The 17,488-nt window shown below is 67.6% G+C and carries 25 protein-coding genes; 12 read left to right on the forward strand and 13 right to left on the reverse strand.

What is annotated here, in order from left to right:
• Positions 1-82: 82 nt before the first annotated feature.
• From LAQ74_RS15950 to gnd, 3 genes are all read right to left on the reverse strand, one after another.
• Complete coding sequence (locus LAQ74_RS15950) at positions 83-328, reverse strand: YMGG-like glycine zipper-containing protein (RefSeq protein ID WP_224333546.1); 246 nt, start codon at positions 326-328, stop codon at positions 83-85.
• A 56-nt stretch (positions 329-384) separates the two neighbouring features.
• Positions 385-627, reverse strand: a complete 243-nt coding sequence (locus LAQ74_RS15955; protein ID WP_224333547.1) for a hypothetical protein — start codon at positions 625-627, stop codon at positions 385-387.
• Positions 628-769: 142 nt separating this feature from the next.
• Positions 770-1,663: a phosphogluconate dehydrogenase (NAD(+)-dependent, decarboxylating) gene (gnd, locus tag LAQ74_RS15960; protein ID WP_224333548.1), complete on the reverse strand. Its 894-nt coding sequence runs from the start codon at positions 1,661-1,663 to the stop codon at positions 770-772.
• A 146-nt stretch (positions 1,664-1,809) separates the two neighbouring features.
• On the opposite strand from gnd, the gene LAQ74_RS15965 reads away from it, so the two are divergent.
• Positions 1,810-2,214 (forward strand): CBS domain-containing protein, encoded by a 405-nt coding sequence (locus LAQ74_RS15965; protein WP_224333549.1) that lies wholly within the window; start codon positions 1,810-1,812, stop codon positions 2,212-2,214.
• A gap of 55 nt (positions 2,215-2,269) precedes the next feature.
• Here the strand turns inward: LAQ74_RS15965 and cbiE are convergent, their stop codons facing one another.
• Positions 2,270-3,115 carry a precorrin-6y C5,15-methyltransferase (decarboxylating) subunit CbiE gene (gene cbiE, locus LAQ74_RS15970; RefSeq protein WP_224333550.1) on the reverse strand — a complete coding sequence of 282 codons (846 nt, stop codon included), beginning with the start codon at positions 3,113-3,115 and terminating at the stop codon, positions 2,270-2,272.
• 60 nt (positions 3,116-3,175) lie between these two features.
• On the opposite strand from cbiE, the gene LAQ74_RS15975 reads away from it, so the two are divergent.
• From LAQ74_RS15975 to LAQ74_RS15985, 3 genes are read left to right on the forward strand one after another with little or no spacing between them, the layout of a single operon-like run.
• Positions 3,176-4,372, forward strand: a complete 1,197-nt coding sequence (locus LAQ74_RS15975) for a PGF-CTERM-anchored ABC transporter substrate-binding protein (RefSeq protein ID WP_224333551.1) — start codon at positions 3,176-3,178, stop codon at positions 4,370-4,372.
• Between the two features lie 4 nt (positions 4,373-4,376).
• The gene (locus LAQ74_RS15980; protein WP_224333552.1) at positions 4,377-5,279 is read left to right on the forward strand and encodes an ABC transporter substrate-binding protein; all 903 of its coding nucleotides are present in this window, start codon (positions 4,377-4,379) and stop codon (positions 5,277-5,279) included.
• A gap of 56 nt (positions 5,280-5,335) precedes the next feature.
• Complete coding sequence (locus tag LAQ74_RS15985; RefSeq protein ID WP_224333553.1) at positions 5,336-6,433, forward strand: aminopeptidase; 1,098 nt, start codon at positions 5,336-5,338, stop codon at positions 6,431-6,433.
• Positions 6,434-6,545: 112 nt separating this feature from the next.
• On the opposite strand, the gene LAQ74_RS15990 is transcribed toward LAQ74_RS15985, so the two are convergent.
• Positions 6,546-6,905 (reverse strand): hypothetical protein, encoded by a 360-nt coding sequence (locus tag LAQ74_RS15990; protein ID WP_224333554.1) that lies wholly within the window; start codon positions 6,903-6,905, stop codon positions 6,546-6,548.
• 109 nt (positions 6,906-7,014) lie between these two features.
• On the opposite strand from LAQ74_RS15990, the gene LAQ74_RS15995 reads away from it, so the two are divergent.
• Positions 7,015-7,413: a DUF7979 domain-containing protein gene (locus LAQ74_RS15995; RefSeq protein ID WP_224333555.1), complete on the forward strand. Its 399-nt coding sequence runs from the start codon at positions 7,015-7,017 to the stop codon at positions 7,411-7,413.
• A gap of 30 nt (positions 7,414-7,443) precedes the next feature.
• Here LAQ74_RS15995 and LAQ74_RS16000 read toward each other — a convergent pair whose 3' ends face one another.
• Complete coding sequence (locus LAQ74_RS16000; RefSeq protein WP_224333556.1) at positions 7,444-8,244, reverse strand: DUF5806 family protein; 801 nt, start codon at positions 8,242-8,244, stop codon at positions 7,444-7,446.
• A gap of 145 nt (positions 8,245-8,389) precedes the next feature.
• Here LAQ74_RS16000 and LAQ74_RS16005 point away from each other — a divergent pair, with 145 nt between their 5' ends.
• The 3 genes from LAQ74_RS16005 (at position 8,390) to LAQ74_RS16015 (ending at position 10,155) form a co-directional block, all read left to right on the forward strand.
• On the forward strand, positions 8,390-8,758 hold the full coding sequence (locus LAQ74_RS16005) for a universal stress protein (protein WP_224333557.1): 369 nt from the start codon (positions 8,390-8,392) through the stop codon (positions 8,756-8,758).
• Positions 8,755-9,288, forward strand: coding sequence for a GNAT family N-acetyltransferase (locus LAQ74_RS16010; protein ID WP_224333558.1), 534 nt, complete (start codon positions 8,755-8,757; stop codon positions 9,286-9,288). The genes LAQ74_RS16005 and LAQ74_RS16010 overlap by 4 nt, the downstream gene beginning before the upstream one ends.
• A 108-nt stretch (positions 9,289-9,396) precedes the next feature.
• The gene (locus LAQ74_RS16015) at positions 9,397-10,155 is read left to right on the forward strand and encodes a creatininase family protein (protein ID WP_224333559.1); all 759 of its coding nucleotides are present in this window, start codon (positions 9,397-9,399) and stop codon (positions 10,153-10,155) included.
• 15 nt (positions 10,156-10,170) lie between these two features.
• Here LAQ74_RS16015 and LAQ74_RS16020 read toward each other — a convergent pair whose 3' ends face one another.
• Positions 10,171-10,623: a universal stress protein gene (locus LAQ74_RS16020; protein ID WP_224333560.1), complete on the reverse strand. Its 453-nt coding sequence runs from the start codon at positions 10,621-10,623 to the stop codon at positions 10,171-10,173.
• 122 nt (positions 10,624-10,745) lie between these two features.
• On the opposite strand from LAQ74_RS16020, the gene LAQ74_RS16025 reads away from it, so the two are divergent.
• The gene (locus LAQ74_RS16025; protein ID WP_224333561.1) at positions 10,746-11,183 is read left to right on the forward strand and encodes a universal stress protein; all 438 of its coding nucleotides are present in this window, start codon (positions 10,746-10,748) and stop codon (positions 11,181-11,183) included.
• Positions 11,184-11,234: 51 nt separating this feature from the next.
• Here LAQ74_RS16025 and LAQ74_RS16030 read toward each other — a convergent pair whose 3' ends face one another.
• The gene (locus LAQ74_RS16030; RefSeq protein WP_224333562.1) at positions 11,235-11,678 is read right to left on the reverse strand and encodes a CBS domain-containing protein; all 444 of its coding nucleotides are present in this window, start codon (positions 11,676-11,678) and stop codon (positions 11,235-11,237) included.
• A gap of 291 nt (positions 11,679-11,969) precedes the next feature.
• Here LAQ74_RS16030 and LAQ74_RS16035 point away from each other — a divergent pair, with 291 nt between their 5' ends.
• Positions 11,970-13,208 (forward strand): DHH family phosphoesterase, encoded by a 1,239-nt coding sequence (locus LAQ74_RS16035; protein ID WP_224333563.1) that lies wholly within the window; start codon positions 11,970-11,972, stop codon positions 13,206-13,208.
• Positions 13,209-13,229: 21 nt separating this feature from the next.
• Here LAQ74_RS16035 and LAQ74_RS16040 read toward each other — a convergent pair whose 3' ends face one another.
• The 4 genes from LAQ74_RS16040 to LAQ74_RS16055 form a co-directional block, all read right to left on the reverse strand.
• A complete protein-coding gene (locus LAQ74_RS16040; RefSeq protein WP_224333564.1) occupies positions 13,230-13,685 on the reverse strand; it encodes a DUF5807 family protein in 456 nt (151 codons plus the stop codon).
• Between the two features lie 67 nt (positions 13,686-13,752).
• The gene (locus LAQ74_RS16045; protein WP_224333565.1) at positions 13,753-14,181 is read right to left on the reverse strand and encodes a DUF7112 family protein; all 429 of its coding nucleotides are present in this window, start codon (positions 14,179-14,181) and stop codon (positions 13,753-13,755) included.
• Positions 14,182-14,231: 50 nt separating this feature from the next.
• Positions 14,232-14,636 (reverse strand): 30S ribosomal protein S6e, encoded by a 405-nt coding sequence (locus tag LAQ74_RS16050; RefSeq protein WP_224333566.1) that lies wholly within the window; start codon positions 14,634-14,636, stop codon positions 14,232-14,234.
• A gap of 117 nt (positions 14,637-14,753) precedes the next feature.
• Positions 14,754-15,257, reverse strand: coding sequence for a DUF7529 family protein (locus LAQ74_RS16055; protein ID WP_224333567.1), 504 nt, complete (start codon positions 15,255-15,257; stop codon positions 14,754-14,756).
• A 195-nt stretch (positions 15,258-15,452) separates the two neighbouring features.
• Here LAQ74_RS16055 and LAQ74_RS16060 point away from each other — a divergent pair, with 195 nt between their 5' ends.
• On the forward strand, positions 15,453-15,722 hold the full coding sequence (locus tag LAQ74_RS16060) for a hypothetical protein (protein ID WP_224333568.1): 270 nt from the start codon (positions 15,453-15,455) through the stop codon (positions 15,720-15,722).
• A 108-nt stretch (positions 15,723-15,830) separates the two neighbouring features.
• On the opposite strand, the gene LAQ74_RS16065 is transcribed toward LAQ74_RS16060, so the two are convergent.
• Entirely contained in the window at positions 15,831-17,153 is a 1,323-nt protein-coding gene (locus LAQ74_RS16065; protein ID WP_224333569.1) for a dihydroorotase, read from the reverse strand.
• Between the two features lie 127 nt (positions 17,154-17,280).
• On the opposite strand from LAQ74_RS16065, the gene LAQ74_RS16070 reads away from it, so the two are divergent.
• A complete protein-coding gene (locus LAQ74_RS16070; RefSeq protein WP_224333570.1) occupies positions 17,281-17,472 on the forward strand; it encodes a hypothetical protein in 192 nt (63 codons plus the stop codon).
• The last annotated feature ends 16 nt before the right edge of the window (positions 17,473-17,488 follow it).

Genomic DNA, 17,488 nt, shown 5'->3' on the forward strand with positions numbered 1-17,488 from the left:
ACCGACGGCTCACCGACGCTACGGCCGCTCTCGCAGAGCCGTGCGCGAGGAGAGCCGGAAATCGAATCCTCCCGTGAGTCGACTACTCCAGCGGAATCCGTTTGAGTTCTTCCTCGCCGCGCTCTTTCATCCGGTCGAAACGGCTTCGAGCGGTCACCCTCGTCTCGCCGAACGTCGCCCCGACGAGTGCGCCGACGGCCGCACCCGTGCTGGCGGCTTTCTTGCTCACGATTCCCCCGACTGCACCACCGATCGCCCCGCCGATGGCCGCGTACCGAACACGACTCAGAACGCGGTACAGACGAACTGATACGCTAGCTCTATCCATAGACGAGTGTACGCTGGCCGATCAAATAACGTTGTTCTCAGTTTCTCGCTGTGACTTTACGGACTCGTTGTCGATGGCGAGACGGCGTGCTGTCGCCGCCGGGCACGTGCGAGTCGACGGGCCTCGAAGAGTCGCCCGAGTAGATGGTCGGCGACCACCGGCGCTGCGCCGACGAGACCCGCGCCGAACGCCAATCCGTACCAGCTGAGTACCCCTCGCGGAACCACTTGCATCACGTAGAGCGCGACGACGGCCGCGAGAAGCGCCGTGGCGGCAATTGTCAGTCCGTAGCCAATCAAGAGGGCACCACCGCGAAGGTAACCCTCGAAACGTCCGAAAACCGATGTCATCGTTCGTACCTCTACACACACTACGACGCACGCTGAGGAGATAGCCTCGCGCTCGCGTCCGCCTCAAAGAGTTTCCCGGACGCAGGGATGCTCACTCGCGCGCGACTTCGTGCCGCCCGAAGCCGTAACGGAGCCGATTCGCCAACCGTCGCGAGAACCGTCCCTCGTTTCGGCTGTCGAAGCGTTCGGCGAGCGCCTGATAGATGAGTGGCACGGGCACCTCCTGTTCGAGCGCCTCCTGGACGGTCCACGTGCCCGTCGACCCGCCCGCGATGTGGTCGGCGACGTCGCCGAGGTCCGTTCCTTCTTCGGCGAACGCCTCCTCGCAGAGTTCGAGTAGCCACGACCGGATGACCGCGCCGTTGTTCCACGTCCGCGAGACGGCTTCGAGGTCGAGGTCGTAGCGACCGTCCGCGAGGAGTTCGAAGCCCTCGCCGTACGCCTGCATCAGCGCGTACTCGACGCCGTTGTGGACCATCTTCACGTAGTGGCCCGACCCCGACTCGCCCATCCGGTCGTGGCCGTCGGGACCAGTTGCGACGGCGTCGAAGACGGGCGTCAGTTCGTCGTACGCCCACTGCGGACCGCCGACCATCAGCGAGAAGCCGAGTTCCGCGCCCGCGGGGCCGCCGCTGGTTCCGCAGTCGAGGTACGCCGCCCGGCAGGCCTTCGCGCGTTCGAGGGAGCGCTCGAAATGGGAGTTGCCGCCGTCGACGACCACGTCGTCGTCGTCGAGATACGCGTCGAGGTCGGCGAGCGTCGCATCGACGGCGTCCCCAGCGGGGACCATCAGCCAGATGCGCTTCTCCTCGCCCAGTTTCTCGACGAGGTCCTCGACGCTCTCGGCGGGCTCTGCACCCGCGTCGGCGGCGGCGTTCACTGCTGCTTCGTCGAGGTCGAACGCGACCACGTCGTGGCCCGCGTCGGCGACTCGGTTCACGACGATCTGACCCATGCGACCCAGTCCGATGACGCCCAGTTGCATGGTCGGAGGTTCACGGGAGGGAGGTAAGGGGTTGTGGTTCGTCGGGACCGTCCACGCGCCACCGTCGTCCCAGCGCGTCGCCGCACACCTGCTCACAGCGTGACCGTCGCTGCACTTACGCTCCCGGCTCTCGTACACCTCTCGACATGACGCTCACCGACATCCTCGACACGACCGTCGCGACCGCCGCGCCGACGACGCCCGTGGGAGACGTGACCGCCGCGATGCGTGAGGGGGCGCTCGAACTCGTCGCTGTCCTCGACGAGCAGCGCCCGCTCGGACTGCTGACGCCCGCCGACATCGGCCGCGCGTACGTCGCCGGCGAGGAACTCGACGGGAAAACTGCCGAAGACGTGCTGTCGGGCGACCTCGTTACCGTCCGCGAGTCCGAGGACCTCTCGGCGCTGGTCGCGCACCTCGCGGACGAGAACGCCCGCCGCGCCGCCGTCGTCGACGACGCGGGCGACTTCGTCGGCGCCGTCCGGTTGGAGGACGCACTCGTCCAGTACGGCGAGGACCTCACTCGCGTCCTCTCGATGTTCGACGGGTGACGGGGTCGGCGGCCGCGGGAGCGAACGGCGGATGCGGACGATTTCCGACGCACCGTCACCGACGCACGACCAGTACGGTCAGGTCGTCGAACGAACTCTCCGGCGGACGATCGCCGTTCCCGCCGAACCCCTCGTTCTCGCCGTTTTCGGCGCGCTCGTCTCCCTCACCGGTCGCGGCCAACGCCCCGAGCGTCGTCGTCGTCCGCGACTCGGTCGGAAAGGTCAAGCACTCGAAGACGAGCACCTCGCGTTCGTGATTCGCGCCGGCGTCGAGCAAGTGCGCGGCGACGCGCTCGGGCATCCAGTCGGGCGGCCGAGGGATAACGAGCAGGTGCCGCTCTCCGATATCCGCCGCGATTCGGTCAACCTCGACCGCGAGTTCCCCGCGTTTGTGCAGCGAGACGACCGTCGACTGCTCCAGCGGCGTCCGCGCCCGTGCGGCGGCGACCTGCACCGCCGAGACGCCCGGAACGACGCGAACCGGTCGGTCGACGGCACGCTCGACGCGGCCGAGGAACTGGTAGCCCGAGACGTTCGGATCGCCCCACAGCACCGCGACGCCGCGGTCGCCGTCGGCCACACGCTCGGCGAACTCGGCCAACCGGACGGACTGGTCGCCGTACGAACAGCGGACGAACGCGGCGTCGGTCCGGTCGCGGACGAGGTCGAGCACCGTGTCGAAGCCGACGACGACGTCGGCGTCGGCCAGTAACTCCGCGGCGCGCTCGGTGAGATACCGCGGGTCGCCCGGTCCGACACCGACGGCCGGAACGTACGCCGCGCACTCCCCCCTCTCGGTCCGCCCGGACTCCGGCGCGGCCGCCGCTTCTTCTCCCGGATCCGTTCCGTCCCTCTGCTCTTCATCTCTCCGCTCTCCGCTCGACTCCGACGCATCGGCCATACAACAACTGTGATTTCGTTAGACAAAGTTTTATTGAGTTACTTCGTCTGTGCCGATACTGTGCAATCGACACGACGGACGCTGTTGACGGTCGCGCTCGCTCTCGCACTCGCCCTCACGCCCGCGGTGGGCGCAGTAGGGAGCGTCGCGGCGGAGGATTCGGCCGGCGCAACGACGGTGGAGGCGATGCAGACGAGCGGCGACTGTTCGTTTCCGCTGACGGAGCGTGACGCGACGGGCACCGAGGTGACGCTCGACGAGGAGCCGCAGCGGGTGGTGACGCTAAACCCGAGCGCGGCGCAGACGATGTGGGAGATCGGCGCGCGCGAGAAGGTCGTCGGCCTGACGAAGTACGCCTCGAACCTCGACGGCGCCGAAGCGGCGACGAACGTCTCGACGACCGAGGACATCGTCGACGCGGAGACGGTGGTCAGCCTCGAACCCGACCTCGTGTTGGCGCCGAACGCCACCTCGGCGGAGACCGTCGAGAAACTCCGCGAGGCCGGAGTGACCGTCTACCACTTCGAGGAGGCCGAAACCGTCGAAGACGTCTCCGAGAAGACGCGGTTGACCGGTCGCCTCGTCGGCGCGTGCGACGACGCCGAGACGAGAGCCGCGGCGTTCGACGAGAACGTCTCGACGGTCCGCGACGCCGTCGAGGACCGCGACCGCCCGGACGTCATCTACACGTTCTACGGTTACACCGCCGGTGAGGGGACGTTCATCGACACGATAATCGAGACCGCCGGCGGCGACAACGTCGCCGCGGAGGCGAACGTCACCGGCTACAAGCGCGTCAGCGACGAACTCGTCGTCGACGCCGACCCCGACTGGGTTCTCCGGAACTCCGACGACCCGACCGTCCCGCGGACCGAGGCGTACAACAGCACGACAGCGGTCCGAAACGATCAGGTCGTCGTCGTTCCCATCGAGCACCTCAACCGCCCCGCGCCGAGAATCGAACGAGCGATAACGCAGCTCGCCTCGGCGTTCCACCCCGATGCCTACGAGCGGGCCGTGGAATCGTCGACGGCGGAGGGCGAGGAGCTGTCCGCGAACGGGACGACCGAGGGGAACGGGACGAACGAGACGACGTCGACTGCGAGCGACGACACCGCCGAGTCGGAGACCACCGGCGCTACTGACGCCGACGGAGAGTCGCAGAGCGGGGCCGAAGCGCCGGGATTCGGCGTCGGCGCTGCCGCCAGCGCACTAGCGTTCGTCTCGCTCGCGTTCGCCGCGCGGGGACGGAGATGAGACGATGACGAACGAGGGGATGACGGGGTCGCTCTTTCCCGACGACCCGCGACCGAAGCCGAAAGTCGTCTCGACCTCCCCGTCGGGCACCGAGATCTGCTACGCGCTGGGCGTCGAACCGGTCGCGGTGTCGCACGCCTGCGACTTTCCGGCGGCCGTCGACGACCGCCCCGTCATCGACCGGTCGCGCGTCACCGGCGAGAGTAGCGCGGACCGCCACCGCTCCGTGGGGGAGGCCCGACGCGAGGGCGGCGCCTACGAGGTCGACCGCGACCTGCTTCTGGAACTCCAGCCGGACCTCGTGTTGAGCCAGTCGGTCTGCGGCGTCTGCGCCGTCGACGAGACGCTCGTTCGGGAGACGCTCGGCGACGCCGAGATCGAGGTGCTCGGGCTCTCGGCGAGCACGCTCGGCGACGTCTTCGACTGCGTCGCCGAGGTCGGTGACGCGACGGGGCGCGTCGAGCGCGCGGAGGCGGTCGTCGAACGCTGTCGGCGGCGCATCGACGCCGTTTGGCGCGAGCGCCCCGTCGACGCGCCGCGCGTCGCCGTCGTCGAGTGGATGGACCCGCTGCGGGTCGCCGGCAACTGGGTCCCCGAGGTCGTCGCCGCCGCGGGCGGCGAGTACGGTCTCGCCGAACCGGGGCAGTCGAGCGTCGCCGTCGAGTGGGCCGATCTCGTCGACGATGCGCCGGAGGTGCTCGTCGTCGCGCCGTGCAGCTACGACCCCGAGCAGACGCGAGCGCGCCTCGACGAACTCGCCTCGCGGCCGGGTTGGGAGTCCCTCCCGGCGGTCGAACGGGGGAACGTCCACGTCCTCGACGGCACCGTTCTGAACCGGTGGACGCCGCGACTCGTCGAATCGGTCGAGGAACTCGGGCAGGTCTGTCGGAGCGTCGCGACGGACTGAGAGCGACCTGCGCCGAACCCCTCTGCTTTTTCCACATATCCCGCCTCCACCAGCGCATGGACGAACGCGTACGCGAGCACGCCGCGGTGCTCGTCGACTGGAGCGCGCGCATCGAAGCCGGCGACGACGTAATCGTCAGCGTCGCCGAAGACGCCCACGACCTCGCCGTCGCCGTCGCCGAGAAACTCGGCGAGCGCGGGGCGAACGTCGTCACCCTCTACGACTCCGCGGAGGTGTCGCGCGCCTACCTGAAGAACCACGACGGCGAGTTCGACGCCGACCCCGCGCACGAACTCGCGCTGCTGGAGCACGCCGACGCCTATCTCCGCCTCGGCGGCGGCCGAAACACGACGGCGAGCGCTGACGTGCCCGGCGAGACCCAGCGCACGTTCGCCCGCGCACGCGAAGAAATTCGGGAGGCGCGGATGGCCACCGACTGGGTGGCGACGGTCCACCCCACGCGCTCGCTCGCCCAGCAGGCCGGGATGGCCTACGAGGAGTACCAGCAGTTCGTCTACGACGCCGTGCTGCGCGACTGGGGGTCGCTCGCCGACGAGATGGCGCAGATGAAAGCGGTGCTCGACGCCGGGAGCGAAGTCCGAATCGAGAAGGAGCAAACCGATCTCACCGTGTCCATCGAGGGGCGGACCGCCGTGAACTCCGCCGCCTCCGTCGCCTACGACTCGCACAACCTCCCCTCGGGCGAAGTCTTCACGGCCCCGTACGCCACCGAGGGAGAGGCGTTCTTCGACGTGCCGATGACTCACCGGAGCAAGCGCATCACCGACGTCCACCTCACCTTCGAAGACGGGGAAGTCGTCGACTTCAGCGCCGGCCAGAACGAGGACGTGCTCGCCGACATCCTCGACACCGACGAGGGCGCGCGCCGCCTCGGTGAGCTCGGCATCGGGATGAACCGCGGCATCGACCGCTTCACCGACAGCGTCCTCTTCGACGAGAAGATGGGCGACACCGTCCACCTCGCGGTCGGCCGAGCGTACGACGCCTGTCTCCCCGAGGGCGAGGAAGGGAACCAGTCGGCGGTCCACCTCGACATGATTACTGACATGAGCGAGCGCTCCACCATCGAAGTCGACGGCGAGGTCGTCCAGCGAAACGGGACGTTCCGGTGGGAGGACGGGTTCGAGGGGTAATTTACAGATTTTCGGTACAGAGCTTCGCCGAGCGAGTGGAAGAGCCAGGGGTTCCCGGTTCGGCACCGAGGAGACGCCGTCGACGGCGTACCGCCGAGCGGTACGCGACCGATTACCGGTTCGACTCGTCGTTCTCGTTCTCCACGTTGATGCTGAGCGGTTCGTCGCTTCCGCCGTCGCCGCTTCCGCCGCTGCCGAGGAGTCTCGACCGCAGGTCGTCGGTGAACGACTGCACCTGGTCGCGGACGGTCTTGACCTCCTCTTCGAACTTCTCGACGGTTCGCTCGACGTGGTACACCCGGTTCGCCGGAATCCGACGGACGATGTCGCGCCCCTCGTCGTCCTCGCCGATTTTCACCAGCCAGTGGTCCTGGAAGTACGCCACGTGTTCGTTCTGAACGTTCTTCTCGACGGTTCCGTCGTCGGGGTCTTCGTAGACGATAGTCGCCTCTCCGAGTTCTTTGTCGACCATAGGGGAGAGTCGTCGTCCAGCCATGAAGTACTGTGGGCCGACTCGACGTCGGCCGCCCGACCCGACTCCCGCACGGAAAGCACTTGCCGGACGGGTCGTTTCTTTCCCTATGCGTCGATACGCCCTCCCGTTCGTCGTCTTCGGCCTCCTCGTCGCCGGCTGCACCGGCGTCCCGTCGGCGGACGACTCCCCCCAGACGACCGCGACGGAATCCCCGACCGAATCGCCGGCGACGACGTCGCCGACCCCGACCACCGACGACCGTTCGACGACCGCCTACACCGACTGTCCGTACCTACTGCACGTCGAAGTCGCCGACGAGCACCGGGCCGCGGAGGCCGACCGGACGCTGGCGTACGAGAATCTCTCCGCGGACCGACGGGCCGAGTTCGACCGCGCCCGCGAGAACGGGACGCTCTCGATGGAGTCGCTGCCCGACACGTGGAGCGCGCCGCGAATCGTCGAGTACGACGGGGAAACGTACGAGACGGTCGCCGCGACCTGCTGACGGCGACTTCGGACGCCGGCGGTCGGACGACTACTCCTGTTTCGGTTCGTGGACGTGGCCGCACTCGGGACACTCCACTTCCTCGGCGCGCAACTGCGCGCTCGACTGGCGGACCTCGCGCATGACGCTCGAGATCCGCTCCTCGGCGTCGAGTTCCTCGGCGACGGCCAGGTCGACGCCTTCGACTTCCAGGAGGAACTTCGCGATTTCGGTCACCTCGTACATCGTTTCGTCGAGTTCTTCGGCGGTGAAGAAGCCGCTCATCGCGCCGTAGAGGAACGTCGCGCCCGACTTCTTCACCTTCCCCTCGAAGGATGAGCGGGCCTGGTTGACCGCCTGCGGGGTGTAGGTGTCGGTCATGAAGGGCACGAGACGAGGGAGGTTCTCGCCGATTTTCGTCATCTCGACGCCCGTCTCGGTCCGGAAGTCCGCACAGAGGCGGGCGATGGCCCACTCGCGGGCGGTGATGTACGTCCGGTCGCGGAGGAACCCGTTGACGCGGTCGTACTGCGCGCCGTCCATCTTCTTGAAGCGGGCGTACTTCTGCACGTCCTCGGGGACGTCCTCGGTTTCGGCGTCTCCGGTGGGGGTGTCGGCGTCGTCCGACTCGCTGGCGTCGCCTCCCTCGGCGTCGACTCGGCCGTCGTCCTCGCCGTTCGTCGCTTCCTCGGGCGCTGTTCGCTCCGTCGTCGCCGACGCTGTCGATTCCGCCGATTCCGCCGATTCCGCCGATTCGGCCGTGCGCTCCTCGGCACCGACTGCCTCGTCGCGCGCGCCGTTGGTCGTCTCTCGTTCCGGCGACTCCGGGGGCGTCGCGGGGTCGTCTGCCATACTCCGCCCTTGTGAACCGGGTACAAAAGGGTTGTCGGCGTCGACCGAGCGGGGCCGAGAAGCGGACGCCCGCGCGGACGAGCGACCCCGAGGAGGCCGGATTCGGCGGCAACTGTTTTGGCCCCCGCCTACGACTGCCTCGCATATGAAGGTCTTACTCGGAATCGGCGGGAGCGAGGACTCGTATCACGCGCTCGAACGGACGGTCGAGCGGGCGGTCGCGGCCGACGACGACCTCACCGTCGCCATCGTCGACAACCCGGACTCCGACGCGACGCCGAAGGAGATCGAGATACGCGTTCGGGAACGACTCGACGACGCCGCTATCGACGCCGAAATCCAGCACGTCGAGGGCGACCCCGGGAGCAGCCTCGTCGACCTCGCCGAGAGCGGCGGCTTCGACCAGGTCGTTCTCGGCGGCGGCCAGCGCAGTCCGATGGGCAAGATTAGCATCGGAAGCATCGCCGAGTTCGTGCTCCTGAACTCCCACAAGACGGTGAAGCTAGTGCGATGACGAGAGAACGTCTCTACCCGGACGAACCGGCGGGACCGTTCGACGCGCCGCCCATCGAGTTCGAGGACCGCGAGGGCCGCTCCATCGAGGTTCGCGCCTACGACCCCGCCGGCGACGAGTACGAACGTCTCGTCGAGATGTACGCCGAGTTCGACCCCGCCGACCGCGCGCAGGGCATCCCACCGGGTCGCGAGGAGCGCATTCGGTCGTGGCTCGACACGATCCTCGGCTCGGACTGTCTGAACGTCGTCGCCTGGTGCGGCGACGAGGCGGCTGGACACGCGACGCTCGTCCCCGACGAAGACGCCTACGAACTCGCCATCTTCGTCCTCCAGACGTACCAGCGCGCGGGGATCGGCACGCACCTCATCGAGGCGCTGCTCGGACACGGACAGGCCAGCGATGTCGAGAAGGTGTGGCTCACCGTCGAGCGGTGGAACCGCGCGGCCGTCGCGCTCTACAAGAAGATCGGCTTCGAGACGAGCAACGCCGAGAGCTTCGAGTTGGAGATGGCGCTCCGGCTGAACTGACCGGTTTCCCCGGTGTGGGCTCGACTTTCGCAGACGCCCGCCGACTCGTCCGAGCGCGTTCTTCCGAGAAGCGTACCACTAAGCACGTCACCGTCTACCACTCTGTGTATGTCTCACACGCAGACCGTGTTGCTGGAGAACTTGACGTGGACGGAGGTAGAGACGGCGCTCGACGAGGGAACGCGAACCGCGATCATCGCCGTCGGCTCCGTCGAACAGCACGGACCGCATCTGCCGCTCGTCATGGACACCCTCGCGGGCGACGAACTCTCGCGGCGTCTCGCCGAGGAGTTGGGCGACGCCGTCGCCGCGCCGACGATCCGACCCGGCTGTTCGGGCCATCACATGGACTTTCCCGGCACGATTACGATTCCACCGGAGACGCTGATGGAGCTGATTCGGTCGTACTGTCGGTCACTGGACGCCCACGGCTTCGAGCATCTGGTGCTCGTCCCGACCCACGGCGGGAACTTCGCGCCGGTCAACACCGTCGCACCCGAGATCGCGCGCGAACTCGACGCGAACGTCGTCGCGCTCGCGGAGCTCGACAGCTTGATGGAACTGATGAACGAGGGACTTCGGGAGGCCGGCGTCGACTACGAGGAGCCGGTGATTCACGCGGGTGCGGCGGAGACGGCGATGGTGATGGCCGTCGACGAGGGACTCGTCCGGACCGACCGACTCGAACTCGGCCGCGAGGGCGACATCTCGGTCTCACGGCTGCTCAGCGAGGGGTTCAGGGCGATAACCGAAAACGGTGTCCTCGGCGACCCGCGGGAGGCGACGCCCGAGGCGGGCGAGGCGATTCTCTCGACGATAACCGACGCGTACGTCGAGCGAATCGAGGCGGAACGGGACGCGGTCTGAATCGCGCTCCCCGCCTCAGACCGACAGGACGGGCTGACTCGCGTACAACAGCACGTACTCGGCGGCTTTCTCCAGTACCTCGCCGGGGTCGCCGGAGACGGGTTCTCGCGGGACGACGATGAAGTCGGCGTCGACCTCGTCGGCGGTGTCGAGGACGACGCTGCCGGGGTGGCGGGTCTTCACGCGCGTCGAGAAGCCGTAGGCGTTGGAGGTGGTCACCTCGACGCCGTGCTCCTCGGCCATCTCTGCGACGTTGTCGGTGAACGCCTCTGTCTCGGCGGCCACCTCCTCCTCGTCGACGGCGTCGCTCTCGATGGCGCGAACCATCTCCTCGCCGAGCACGTAGACGGCGTGGACGGCGGCGTCGTATCGTTCGGCGATGCCGATGGCGTACTCGATGGCGACTGTCGACTCGTCGCTGCCGTCGACCGGTACCAGCACGATGTCGAGTTCCAAGGGCGTCGTCATACCCCTCTCTCTGCGGGCCTGCATCAAAAACGCTCCCCCCGCGGCGTCGCAGTCGCGGCCGAACTCCGGGTGTCTCTTCGGTCGCGCGTGGTTTTATGCCGGGGCCGGGCGAACGCGCCGGTATGTTCGACACCATCGTCATCGCGACGGACGGGTCCGAGAGCGTTCGCCGTGCGGTGGCGGTCGCACTCGACATCGCGGAGACGTTCGACGCCGAGGTGCACGCGCTCTACGTCGTCGACAGCGGGGAGGTCGACTCGTCGCCGGAGCGACTCCGCGAGGAGATGCGCGACGCGCTCCACGAACGCGGCGAGGAGGCGCTCGAAACCGTCCGCGCGGAGACGGACCGCGACGTGACCACGGCCGTCCGCGAGGGTCGCCCCGCGGCGGTCATCGGCGACTACGCCCGCGAACACGACGCCGACGTGGTCGCGACGGGGACGCGCGGCCGACACGGCGAGAACCGATTCCTCATCGGTAGCGTCGCCGAACGCGTCGTCCGAACCTGCCCGGTCCCCGTGCTGACGGTCCGGCAACTCGACACCACCGAGAGCGTCTGAACCGGTTCGCGTTCCCTGTTGTTCACCGAACTGCCGACGACTTTCGGTTCGCTACTCCGCGCCGTCGACGAGCAGTTCGACGACGGGCGCGCCGTCCTCGCCCCGCTCTGCCGCCGCGAGCAACTGCCATCGGCCGACGACGCCTGCGAAGCGGTCCGCGTCGTCGACGACGAGCACGAACCGCTCGTCGTCGGCCAACGCCCGTTCGAGACACGCCTCGACGCTCGTCGCCCCGCCGACGACGAGCGGTTTCTCCGGCGTGAGGTCGCCGACCGTCTCGGGGGCCAGCGGGTCCGACTCGTCACGGCGCAGCTCCCCCGGACTCCGCACCCCGAGCGGCCGCTCGTCCTTCAGAACGACGACGCACCCGCTCGGGTCGAGTCCGTCGTCGAATGCGGCCAACGGCGTCCGCTGTGAGACGGCGTACACCGGTAGTCCCATCGTCGCACTCGCTTTCGTTCCCCCCGACTGCGTCCCCTGCACTCTCCCTGACATCGCTCCTTAGTTTGGATTGTCTGACGTTAGTTACTGACAGACTACCGCTTGTGTCAACGAGTGCTTTACCGACAGGGCCGCCGTTCTCGACGGCCCGGCTCACTCGGGAGCAGTCGGCGACTGCGTCGGGGTCGGCTTCGGATCTCACGTCTGGCACGGTCAGATGGGCTGCTTTCGGCGCGGGTTGCCTCGTGAACTCGGCAATCCACCGAGAATCAGAGATTCTCGAACTGTGTCTCACGCCGTTCGCCAAATCACCGCCGTTTTCACTCCGCCCCACTTCGGGACAGTATGGACGACGACCTCATCGACTCCGGCCGACTCCCCCTCTCTCGGAAATCGCTGCTTCCCGGGACGGGCTTTTTCTACCCCGACTCGCTCGACGAAGACCGCGCCGACGAGCGCGTGAAAGAGGCCGCCGACGGCGCGGAAGCCGTCGTCGTCGCCGACCTCGATGCCGACGGACTCGGCTGTGCGGCGCTGATTCGAGAGCTGTACGACGCGGCGGTCGACCCCGAACCGTTCCTCGAAGATATCGAGAGCCGTCTCGAAGACGACGGCCCCGCCGTCACCGACGAGGATGACGAAGACGAGGAAGCCGACGGCCCCGACTCCCCGGTGGCGCTCGTCGGTGCCAGCCCACACAACGTCGAGGACGCGCTCGAACGCGTCGCCGAGTACGCCGACGACGGCATCGACGCGTACGTCTGCGACCTCTGTCCCGACAGGTACGAGTACGTCGAGGAGGCGCTGGAGGCGCTCGTCGCCCACGCCGACAGCGTCCGCTGGTTCGACCACCACCAGTGGGACGACGAGGTCGCCGCAGCGGTCCGGAATGCGGGAGTGGACCTCGTCGTCGGCGACTCCGACGAGGAGTGCACGACCGACGTGGCGCTCCGCTCGCTCGACTACGAGTTCTCCGAGCAGTTCGCGGAACTCGCCGCGGTGACGCGCGACCACGACCTCTGGATCCGCGAGGACGTCCGCAGCGACGACCTCGCCGACTACGCCTACTGGGTCGACAACGAGGAGTACGTCGCCGTCGTCGGCGCGTACGGTGCAGACCTCCCCGAGGAGGCGTTGGCGTACGTCGAACACCGCCGCGTCGAGAAAGGGAAACTCATCGACCTCGCCGTCTCGCGCGCGGAGTTCAAGCACGTCGGCGAGTGGACCGTCGGCGTCACTTACGGCCGCTGTTCGCAGAACGAGGTCGCCGAGACGCTCCGCGAGCAGGGTGCCGACGCCGCGGTCATTGTCAAACCCGCCGGGAGCGCGAGCATCCGGGGTTCGGAGGGTTTCGAACGCGCCCACGAGGTCGCCGCCTACGTCGACGGCGGCGGTCATCCCCGTGCTGCCGGTTGCAAGCCGGATATCTACGACGACATGCTCGACTACGCGAACCACTGGAGCACGCAAGGTAACGCTACGAAACGCGTTATCCTGGCGGCCTTCGAACGCGTCGCCGAAGCGGTCGAAGAAACCGAAGCAGCGGACGCATCCGAGGACGAGGGCGTCGAAACCGAACTATAAACCGAACTGTAGGTCGCCTCTCTACTCGTCGACGACCCAGCGGTCCGAGTACGACTGGCCGCACTCGCACTGCGCGTAGGCGTGAATCACGTCGCCGTCGGCGTAGAGGCCGCCGACCTCCTCGTTTTTCGCCTCCGCGAACGCGAAGACGAACTTCACGCGGTGGTCCTCGGCTTCGTTTCCTTCCCCGTCGCCCCCTTCTTCACCCTCAACGGCCGGACACGTTCCGCCGCTCAGGTCGTCGACGATGGCTCCCTCGGTGTCCATCGCCCCCTGCGCGAACTCCATCGCTTTCATCCCGGTTCCGGCGGCGAACAGCCGTCGACCGTCGTCGCCGGGTTCGACGAGGACGACACCGCCTTCGACCGTCTCGCCGTAGTTGGCTAGCTTCCCCTGCTCGTCGAGGTAGTCGTCGGTCAGAAACAGCGCCACGTCGTCGAGGCGCTCGCCCGCCAGAAACTCCTCTCGGTCGCTCATGCACTCCCGTCGGCGTGCCAGCGATAAAAAGCGCGTGACTGCGAGTCGTCAGCGACCGTGTGACCGCTCACTCGTCCAACTGCCGCGCGATGTCCGCCAGCGACGACTTCGGCTGCCGCGTGACGCTGTAGACGGCGCGTTTCCCCGGCACCCGGAGCCCGTAGAGGTAACCGGGGTCGACTTCGTCGAGTTCGACGCTCGTGCCCGGTTTTCGGCCGTTCGCCTCGGCCCACTCGACCAGTCGGTTCTCGCCCTCGCCGGGCGTGCGCGCCAGGCGGTGATTGTCGTACGCGCCGCGAATCAGCAGGCCCTGCGCGTCGCCGTCGATTTTGGCGTGTCGCTCGTCGCCGTCGAGGACGAGTCGGACGATGTCGCCCGCGTCGGCTTCGAGTTCGTCGGGGAGGCGGAGGCAGGGTCGTCGCGTGCCGCCGCTCCGTTCGAGTCGCGCGCGGTGCGTCGTCACCGAGGGGTTGTCGTGAGACACTCGGTCCGGCATGGTCGTCACTCTGGATTCGGTGCGGAAAAACGGTCGGAATCAGGTTACGATTACTCGTCGTCTTCGTCGCCGCCTTCCTCGTCGCCACCGAGGGCCTCGGTGACGCTGCCGCCGCCGACGGCTTTGGCGTTGATCTGGACGACTTCGTCGCTGATCTCGCGGCCGCGGACGCTGATGCGCTTGCGCTCGCCGTCGCGGGAGGGTTTGTAGCCGACGCCGCCTTCGAGCAGCAGCGATTTGAGGTTCGGCCCGGCGACGTCTTTGCGCATCGGACGACCGGCTTTGTCGGAGCCACCCGTGAGTTCGAGAGTGAAGCCGTCGAGGCCGACGGCGTTCCCGTCGACCTCGTCGCCGAGGTCTCGGCCGAGGAATCGGTTCGCGTCCTGTCCGTCCACGTCGAACTGGTGCGTCGAGCCGTCTTCGGGGTCGGCGACGACGACTTTGAAATCTGCCATACGGGGTACGAAACGGTCGCGGATAAAAAGAACGTCGAAAGGCGTCGCCGGATTCTCGCGCCTCCTCCCGGGCGTTGTCGGGCGTTTCGGGGTGCGAGACGTTCGTTCAGTTCACACTCACTCCGGCAGCAGGAGCTCGGGGTCGTCCAGCGAGAACAGCACCCGCTGGTCGTTAGACAGCGGCCGCAGCGCGACGTCGAGTCGTCCGGCGGTGCGCGCGGCGTTGGCGACGCCCGCGATTTCACCGACGTCGTAGTACAGCGGGACCAACACGGCCTGCTTCTCGGCCGAGGCTCTCATCACCAGCACGGCGAGGACGACGCTTCCCTCCCGCGTTCGGAGCACCTCCGACTCGTCGAACGCCGCCGACTCGACGGTCGCCTCGACCGACGAGAACTCGTTGCCCGGGAGGAGGACGTCGAGCCCGCTCCATGCGTCTCCGGATCCGTCGTCTCGATTCGCTCCGCCGTCGACTCCGCTCGCACTCAGGGGAATCACGTCGCCCGGATGCAGTTCGACCGCCTGCCAGCCGTCTTCCCGGTACGCCTCGGCGGTCGCCTCCATGTCGGCGACGACCGCCTCCCACGCCGTCTCCTTGCCCGCCAGCGGATGGTCGTTCATACCAGCGAACGTGCCGGAGCGGGAGCAAAAAGCTTCGTTTCGGCGGCGGCGTGAATTCGCTGTGGACGACAGACTTCGCCGGACGAATCTCAACTCCTGCTATTAGTTTTCATTCGAGAATTAGGCACAACAATCATACGCGTGCTCGTGGCCCTATCCTGTGCAATGTCGATATTAGGACAATCGCAGAGCCAGATGTCACGAGGCTCGAAGCAACAGATGGCCGAGACAGAGGAGTCGGGCGCCGACGTGGCGCTCATCGCGTCGGCGCTCTCGGTAGCGCTGTCGTGGTATCAGTTCTACGTCCGCGGCAACAAGACGCAGGGCATCTTCATCGGCCTCTGGCCGCCGACGTTCCTCGCGTTCGCGAGCTACATGCGCCAGAAGGGGATGGCCGACCGACTCGAAGACTCCGTTGTCGTCAACCCCGAGGGGCAGGGTCTGCTGAGCCGCGTTCTGGAATAACGCCGTACCGACTGTCAGCGAAGCGCGTCCCGAGTTGGTTCTCGGGTTTCGACGGTTGCGGCTCATTTTTCGGACGGTTCGCGGCCGGACGACCGCCAGCCGAACGGCCTACCGCCTGACGTTCGTCCCCGAAGCGTCGCCGAACGTCGACGACAGCGCGCCCGTCTCGCTCTCGGGGTCGTAGACGACCCGCCCGCGGACCGTCGTCATCTGCGGGAAAACCCCCGAGAACCCCTCGAACGGCGTCCACTCGCAGTTGCTGTGGAGGTCGTCGCCGCGAATCGGTTTCGACTCCTCGGGGTCGACGACCACGAGGTCGGCGTCTTTGCCGACTTCGACCGCTCCCTTCCGCGGCAAGTCGAAGATACGTGCCGGGTTCGCGGCGGTGAGGTCGCGGACGCGCTCGTACGTCAGTCGACCTTCGCGGGCCTCGCTCAAGAGGAGTGGCAGCATCGTCTCGACGCCCGGCACGCCGCTCGGTGCGTTCCAGAGGTCTGTCTCCTTCTCCTCGCGGGTGTGGGGCGCGTGGTCGGTCGCGACGATGTCGACGGTGCCGTCGGCGACGCGCTCGTAGACCGCCTCCCGGCGCTTCTCGCTCCGCAACGGCGGGTTCATCCGGCCGTACGTGCCCAACTCCGCGAGGTCGTCACGCGACAAGAGCAGGTGGTGCGGCGTCACCTCGCAGGTCGCCTCCGCCTCGCTGGCGGCGTCCACGCCCTCGGGCGTGCTGGTGTGGGCGATGTGAATCGACGCGGCCGACGCCGCACCCACGTCGAGCGCCCGTTCGACCGCGGCGGCCTCGGCTTCCGCGGTCCGAAACGCGCTCCACAGGTCCGCGTCGGCGTCGCGGCCCTCGCCACCAGCATTCTGTCCTTTCACCGCTGTATCGAACAACTCGGCGTCCTCGGCGTGGACGCTCACGGTCACCCCGGCGTCGGCGGCGCGGGCGACGGCGTCCGCGAAGCGGTCGGCGTCGATACCCATGTCGCCTGTGGAGTCGGCGAGAAACACCTCGCCGAGCGCGAACAGCGGCCGGTCGAACAGCGAGTGGGGGTCCCACTCCTCGGTGACGCCGCCGCTGATGCCGTAGTCGACGAGCGATTTTTCGGCTAATTCGGCCTTCTCGTCGAACGCCTCGCCGTCGATGGTCGGGGGGTTCGTGTTCGGCTGGTCGACGACGGTGGTGACGCCGCCGGCGGCGGCGCTCTTCGACCCCGTCTCCCACGTCTCCTTGTGCGAGTAGCCGGGTTCGCGGAAGTGGACGTGTGCGTCGATCGCACCGGGTAGGAGCAGGCGGCCGTCGGCGTCGAGTTCGCGTTCGTCGCCCTCGGCCGAGAGCGACCCTGCCGGTTCGACCGCCGCGATGGTTTCGCCCTCGGTTCGGACGTCGACCTCGCGGTCGTCGGCGAGGCGTGCGTGTGTGATAAGCATCGTCTGAGTCGTCCGACTGTCGTCGGGCGGAGTGGTAAACGGTGACGGTCCGCGCGAGCGCTCGTCGCGAGAGACACCGCCGACGCTCGGCGCTTGCTTATTAGCTTGCGCGTCGTTCTCACCGTGAATGACTACCAACGTCAACTCGATGAACAAGCTCAGTATCATCTCGACGCTCGTCGACGCCATCGTCGCGTTCGCCAAAGGGCGACGCGTTAGCGGCGTTCTGCTCCTCGCCGCGGCCGCGCTCTCGTCGCGCGTGCCCGGCATCGGGACGGCCGTCTCGGTGCTGCTGCGCGTCTACCGACGGGTGCGATGACGGGATAACTAGTTTT

The organism is Haloprofundus halobius, from assembly GCF_020097835.1.
GTDB lineage: Archaea > Halobacteriota > Halobacteria > Halobacteriales > Haloferacaceae > Haloprofundus > Haloprofundus halobius.

Bases quoted from the DNA above. Each gene is read 5' to 3' on its own strand.
- LAQ74_RS15950 (WP_224333546.1), bottom strand. From the start codon at position 328: ATGGATAGAGCTAGCGTATCAGTTCGTCTGTACCGCGTTCTGAGTCGT.
- gnd (WP_224333548.1), bottom strand. From the start codon at position 1,663: ATGCAACTGGGCGTCATCGGACTGGGTCGCATGGGTCAGATCGTCGTG.
- LAQ74_RS15965 (WP_224333549.1), top strand. From the start codon at position 1,810: ATGACGCTCACCGACATCCTCGACACGACCGTCGCGACCGCCGCGCCG.
- cbiE (WP_224333550.1), bottom strand. From the start codon at position 3,115: ATGGCCGATGCGTCGGAGTCGAGCGGAGAGCGGAGAGATGAAGAGCAG.
- LAQ74_RS15980 (WP_224333552.1), top strand. From the start codon at position 4,377: ATGACGAACGAGGGGATGACGGGGTCGCTCTTTCCCGACGACCCGCGA.
- LAQ74_RS15985 (WP_224333553.1), top strand. From the start codon at position 5,336: ATGGACGAACGCGTACGCGAGCACGCCGCGGTGCTCGTCGACTGGAGC.
- LAQ74_RS15990 (WP_224333554.1), bottom strand. From the start codon at position 6,905: ATGGTCGACAAAGAACTCGGAGAGGCGACTATCGTCTACGAAGACCCC.
- LAQ74_RS15995 (WP_224333555.1), top strand. From the start codon at position 7,015: ATGCGTCGATACGCCCTCCCGTTCGTCGTCTTCGGCCTCCTCGTCGCC.
- LAQ74_RS16000 (WP_224333556.1), bottom strand. From the start codon at position 8,244: ATGGCAGACGACCCCGCGACGCCCCCGGAGTCGCCGGAACGAGAGACG.
- LAQ74_RS16005 (WP_224333557.1), top strand. From the start codon at position 8,390: ATGAAGGTCTTACTCGGAATCGGCGGGAGCGAGGACTCGTATCACGCG.
- LAQ74_RS16010 (WP_224333558.1), top strand. From the start codon at position 8,755: ATGACGAGAGAACGTCTCTACCCGGACGAACCGGCGGGACCGTTCGAC.
- LAQ74_RS16015 (WP_224333559.1), top strand. From the start codon at position 9,397: ATGTCTCACACGCAGACCGTGTTGCTGGAGAACTTGACGTGGACGGAG.
- LAQ74_RS16020 (WP_224333560.1), bottom strand. From the start codon at position 10,623: ATGACGACGCCCTTGGAACTCGACATCGTGCTGGTACCGGTCGACGGC.
- LAQ74_RS16025 (WP_224333561.1), top strand. From the start codon at position 10,746: ATGTTCGACACCATCGTCATCGCGACGGACGGGTCCGAGAGCGTTCGC.
- LAQ74_RS16030 (WP_224333562.1), bottom strand. From the start codon at position 11,678: ATGTCAGGGAGAGTGCAGGGGACGCAGTCGGGGGGAACGAAAGCGAGT.
- LAQ74_RS16035 (WP_224333563.1), top strand. From the start codon at position 11,970: ATGGACGACGACCTCATCGACTCCGGCCGACTCCCCCTCTCTCGGAAA.
- LAQ74_RS16040 (WP_224333564.1), bottom strand. From the start codon at position 13,685: ATGAGCGACCGAGAGGAGTTTCTGGCGGGCGAGCGCCTCGACGACGTG.
- LAQ74_RS16045 (WP_224333565.1), bottom strand. From the start codon at position 14,181: ATGCCGGACCGAGTGTCTCACGACAACCCCTCGGTGACGACGCACCGC.
- LAQ74_RS16050 (WP_224333566.1), bottom strand. From the start codon at position 14,636: ATGGCAGATTTCAAAGTCGTCGTCGCCGACCCCGAAGACGGCTCGACG.
- LAQ74_RS16055 (WP_224333567.1), bottom strand. From the start codon at position 15,257: ATGAACGACCATCCGCTGGCGGGCAAGGAGACGGCGTGGGAGGCGGTC.
- LAQ74_RS16060 (WP_224333568.1), top strand. From the start codon at position 15,453: ATGTCACGAGGCTCGAAGCAACAGATGGCCGAGACAGAGGAGTCGGGC.
- LAQ74_RS16065 (WP_224333569.1), bottom strand. From the start codon at position 17,153: ATGCTTATCACACACGCACGCCTCGCCGACGACCGCGAGGTCGACGTC.
- LAQ74_RS16070 (WP_224333570.1), top strand. From the start codon at position 17,281: ATGACTACCAACGTCAACTCGATGAACAAGCTCAGTATCATCTCGACG.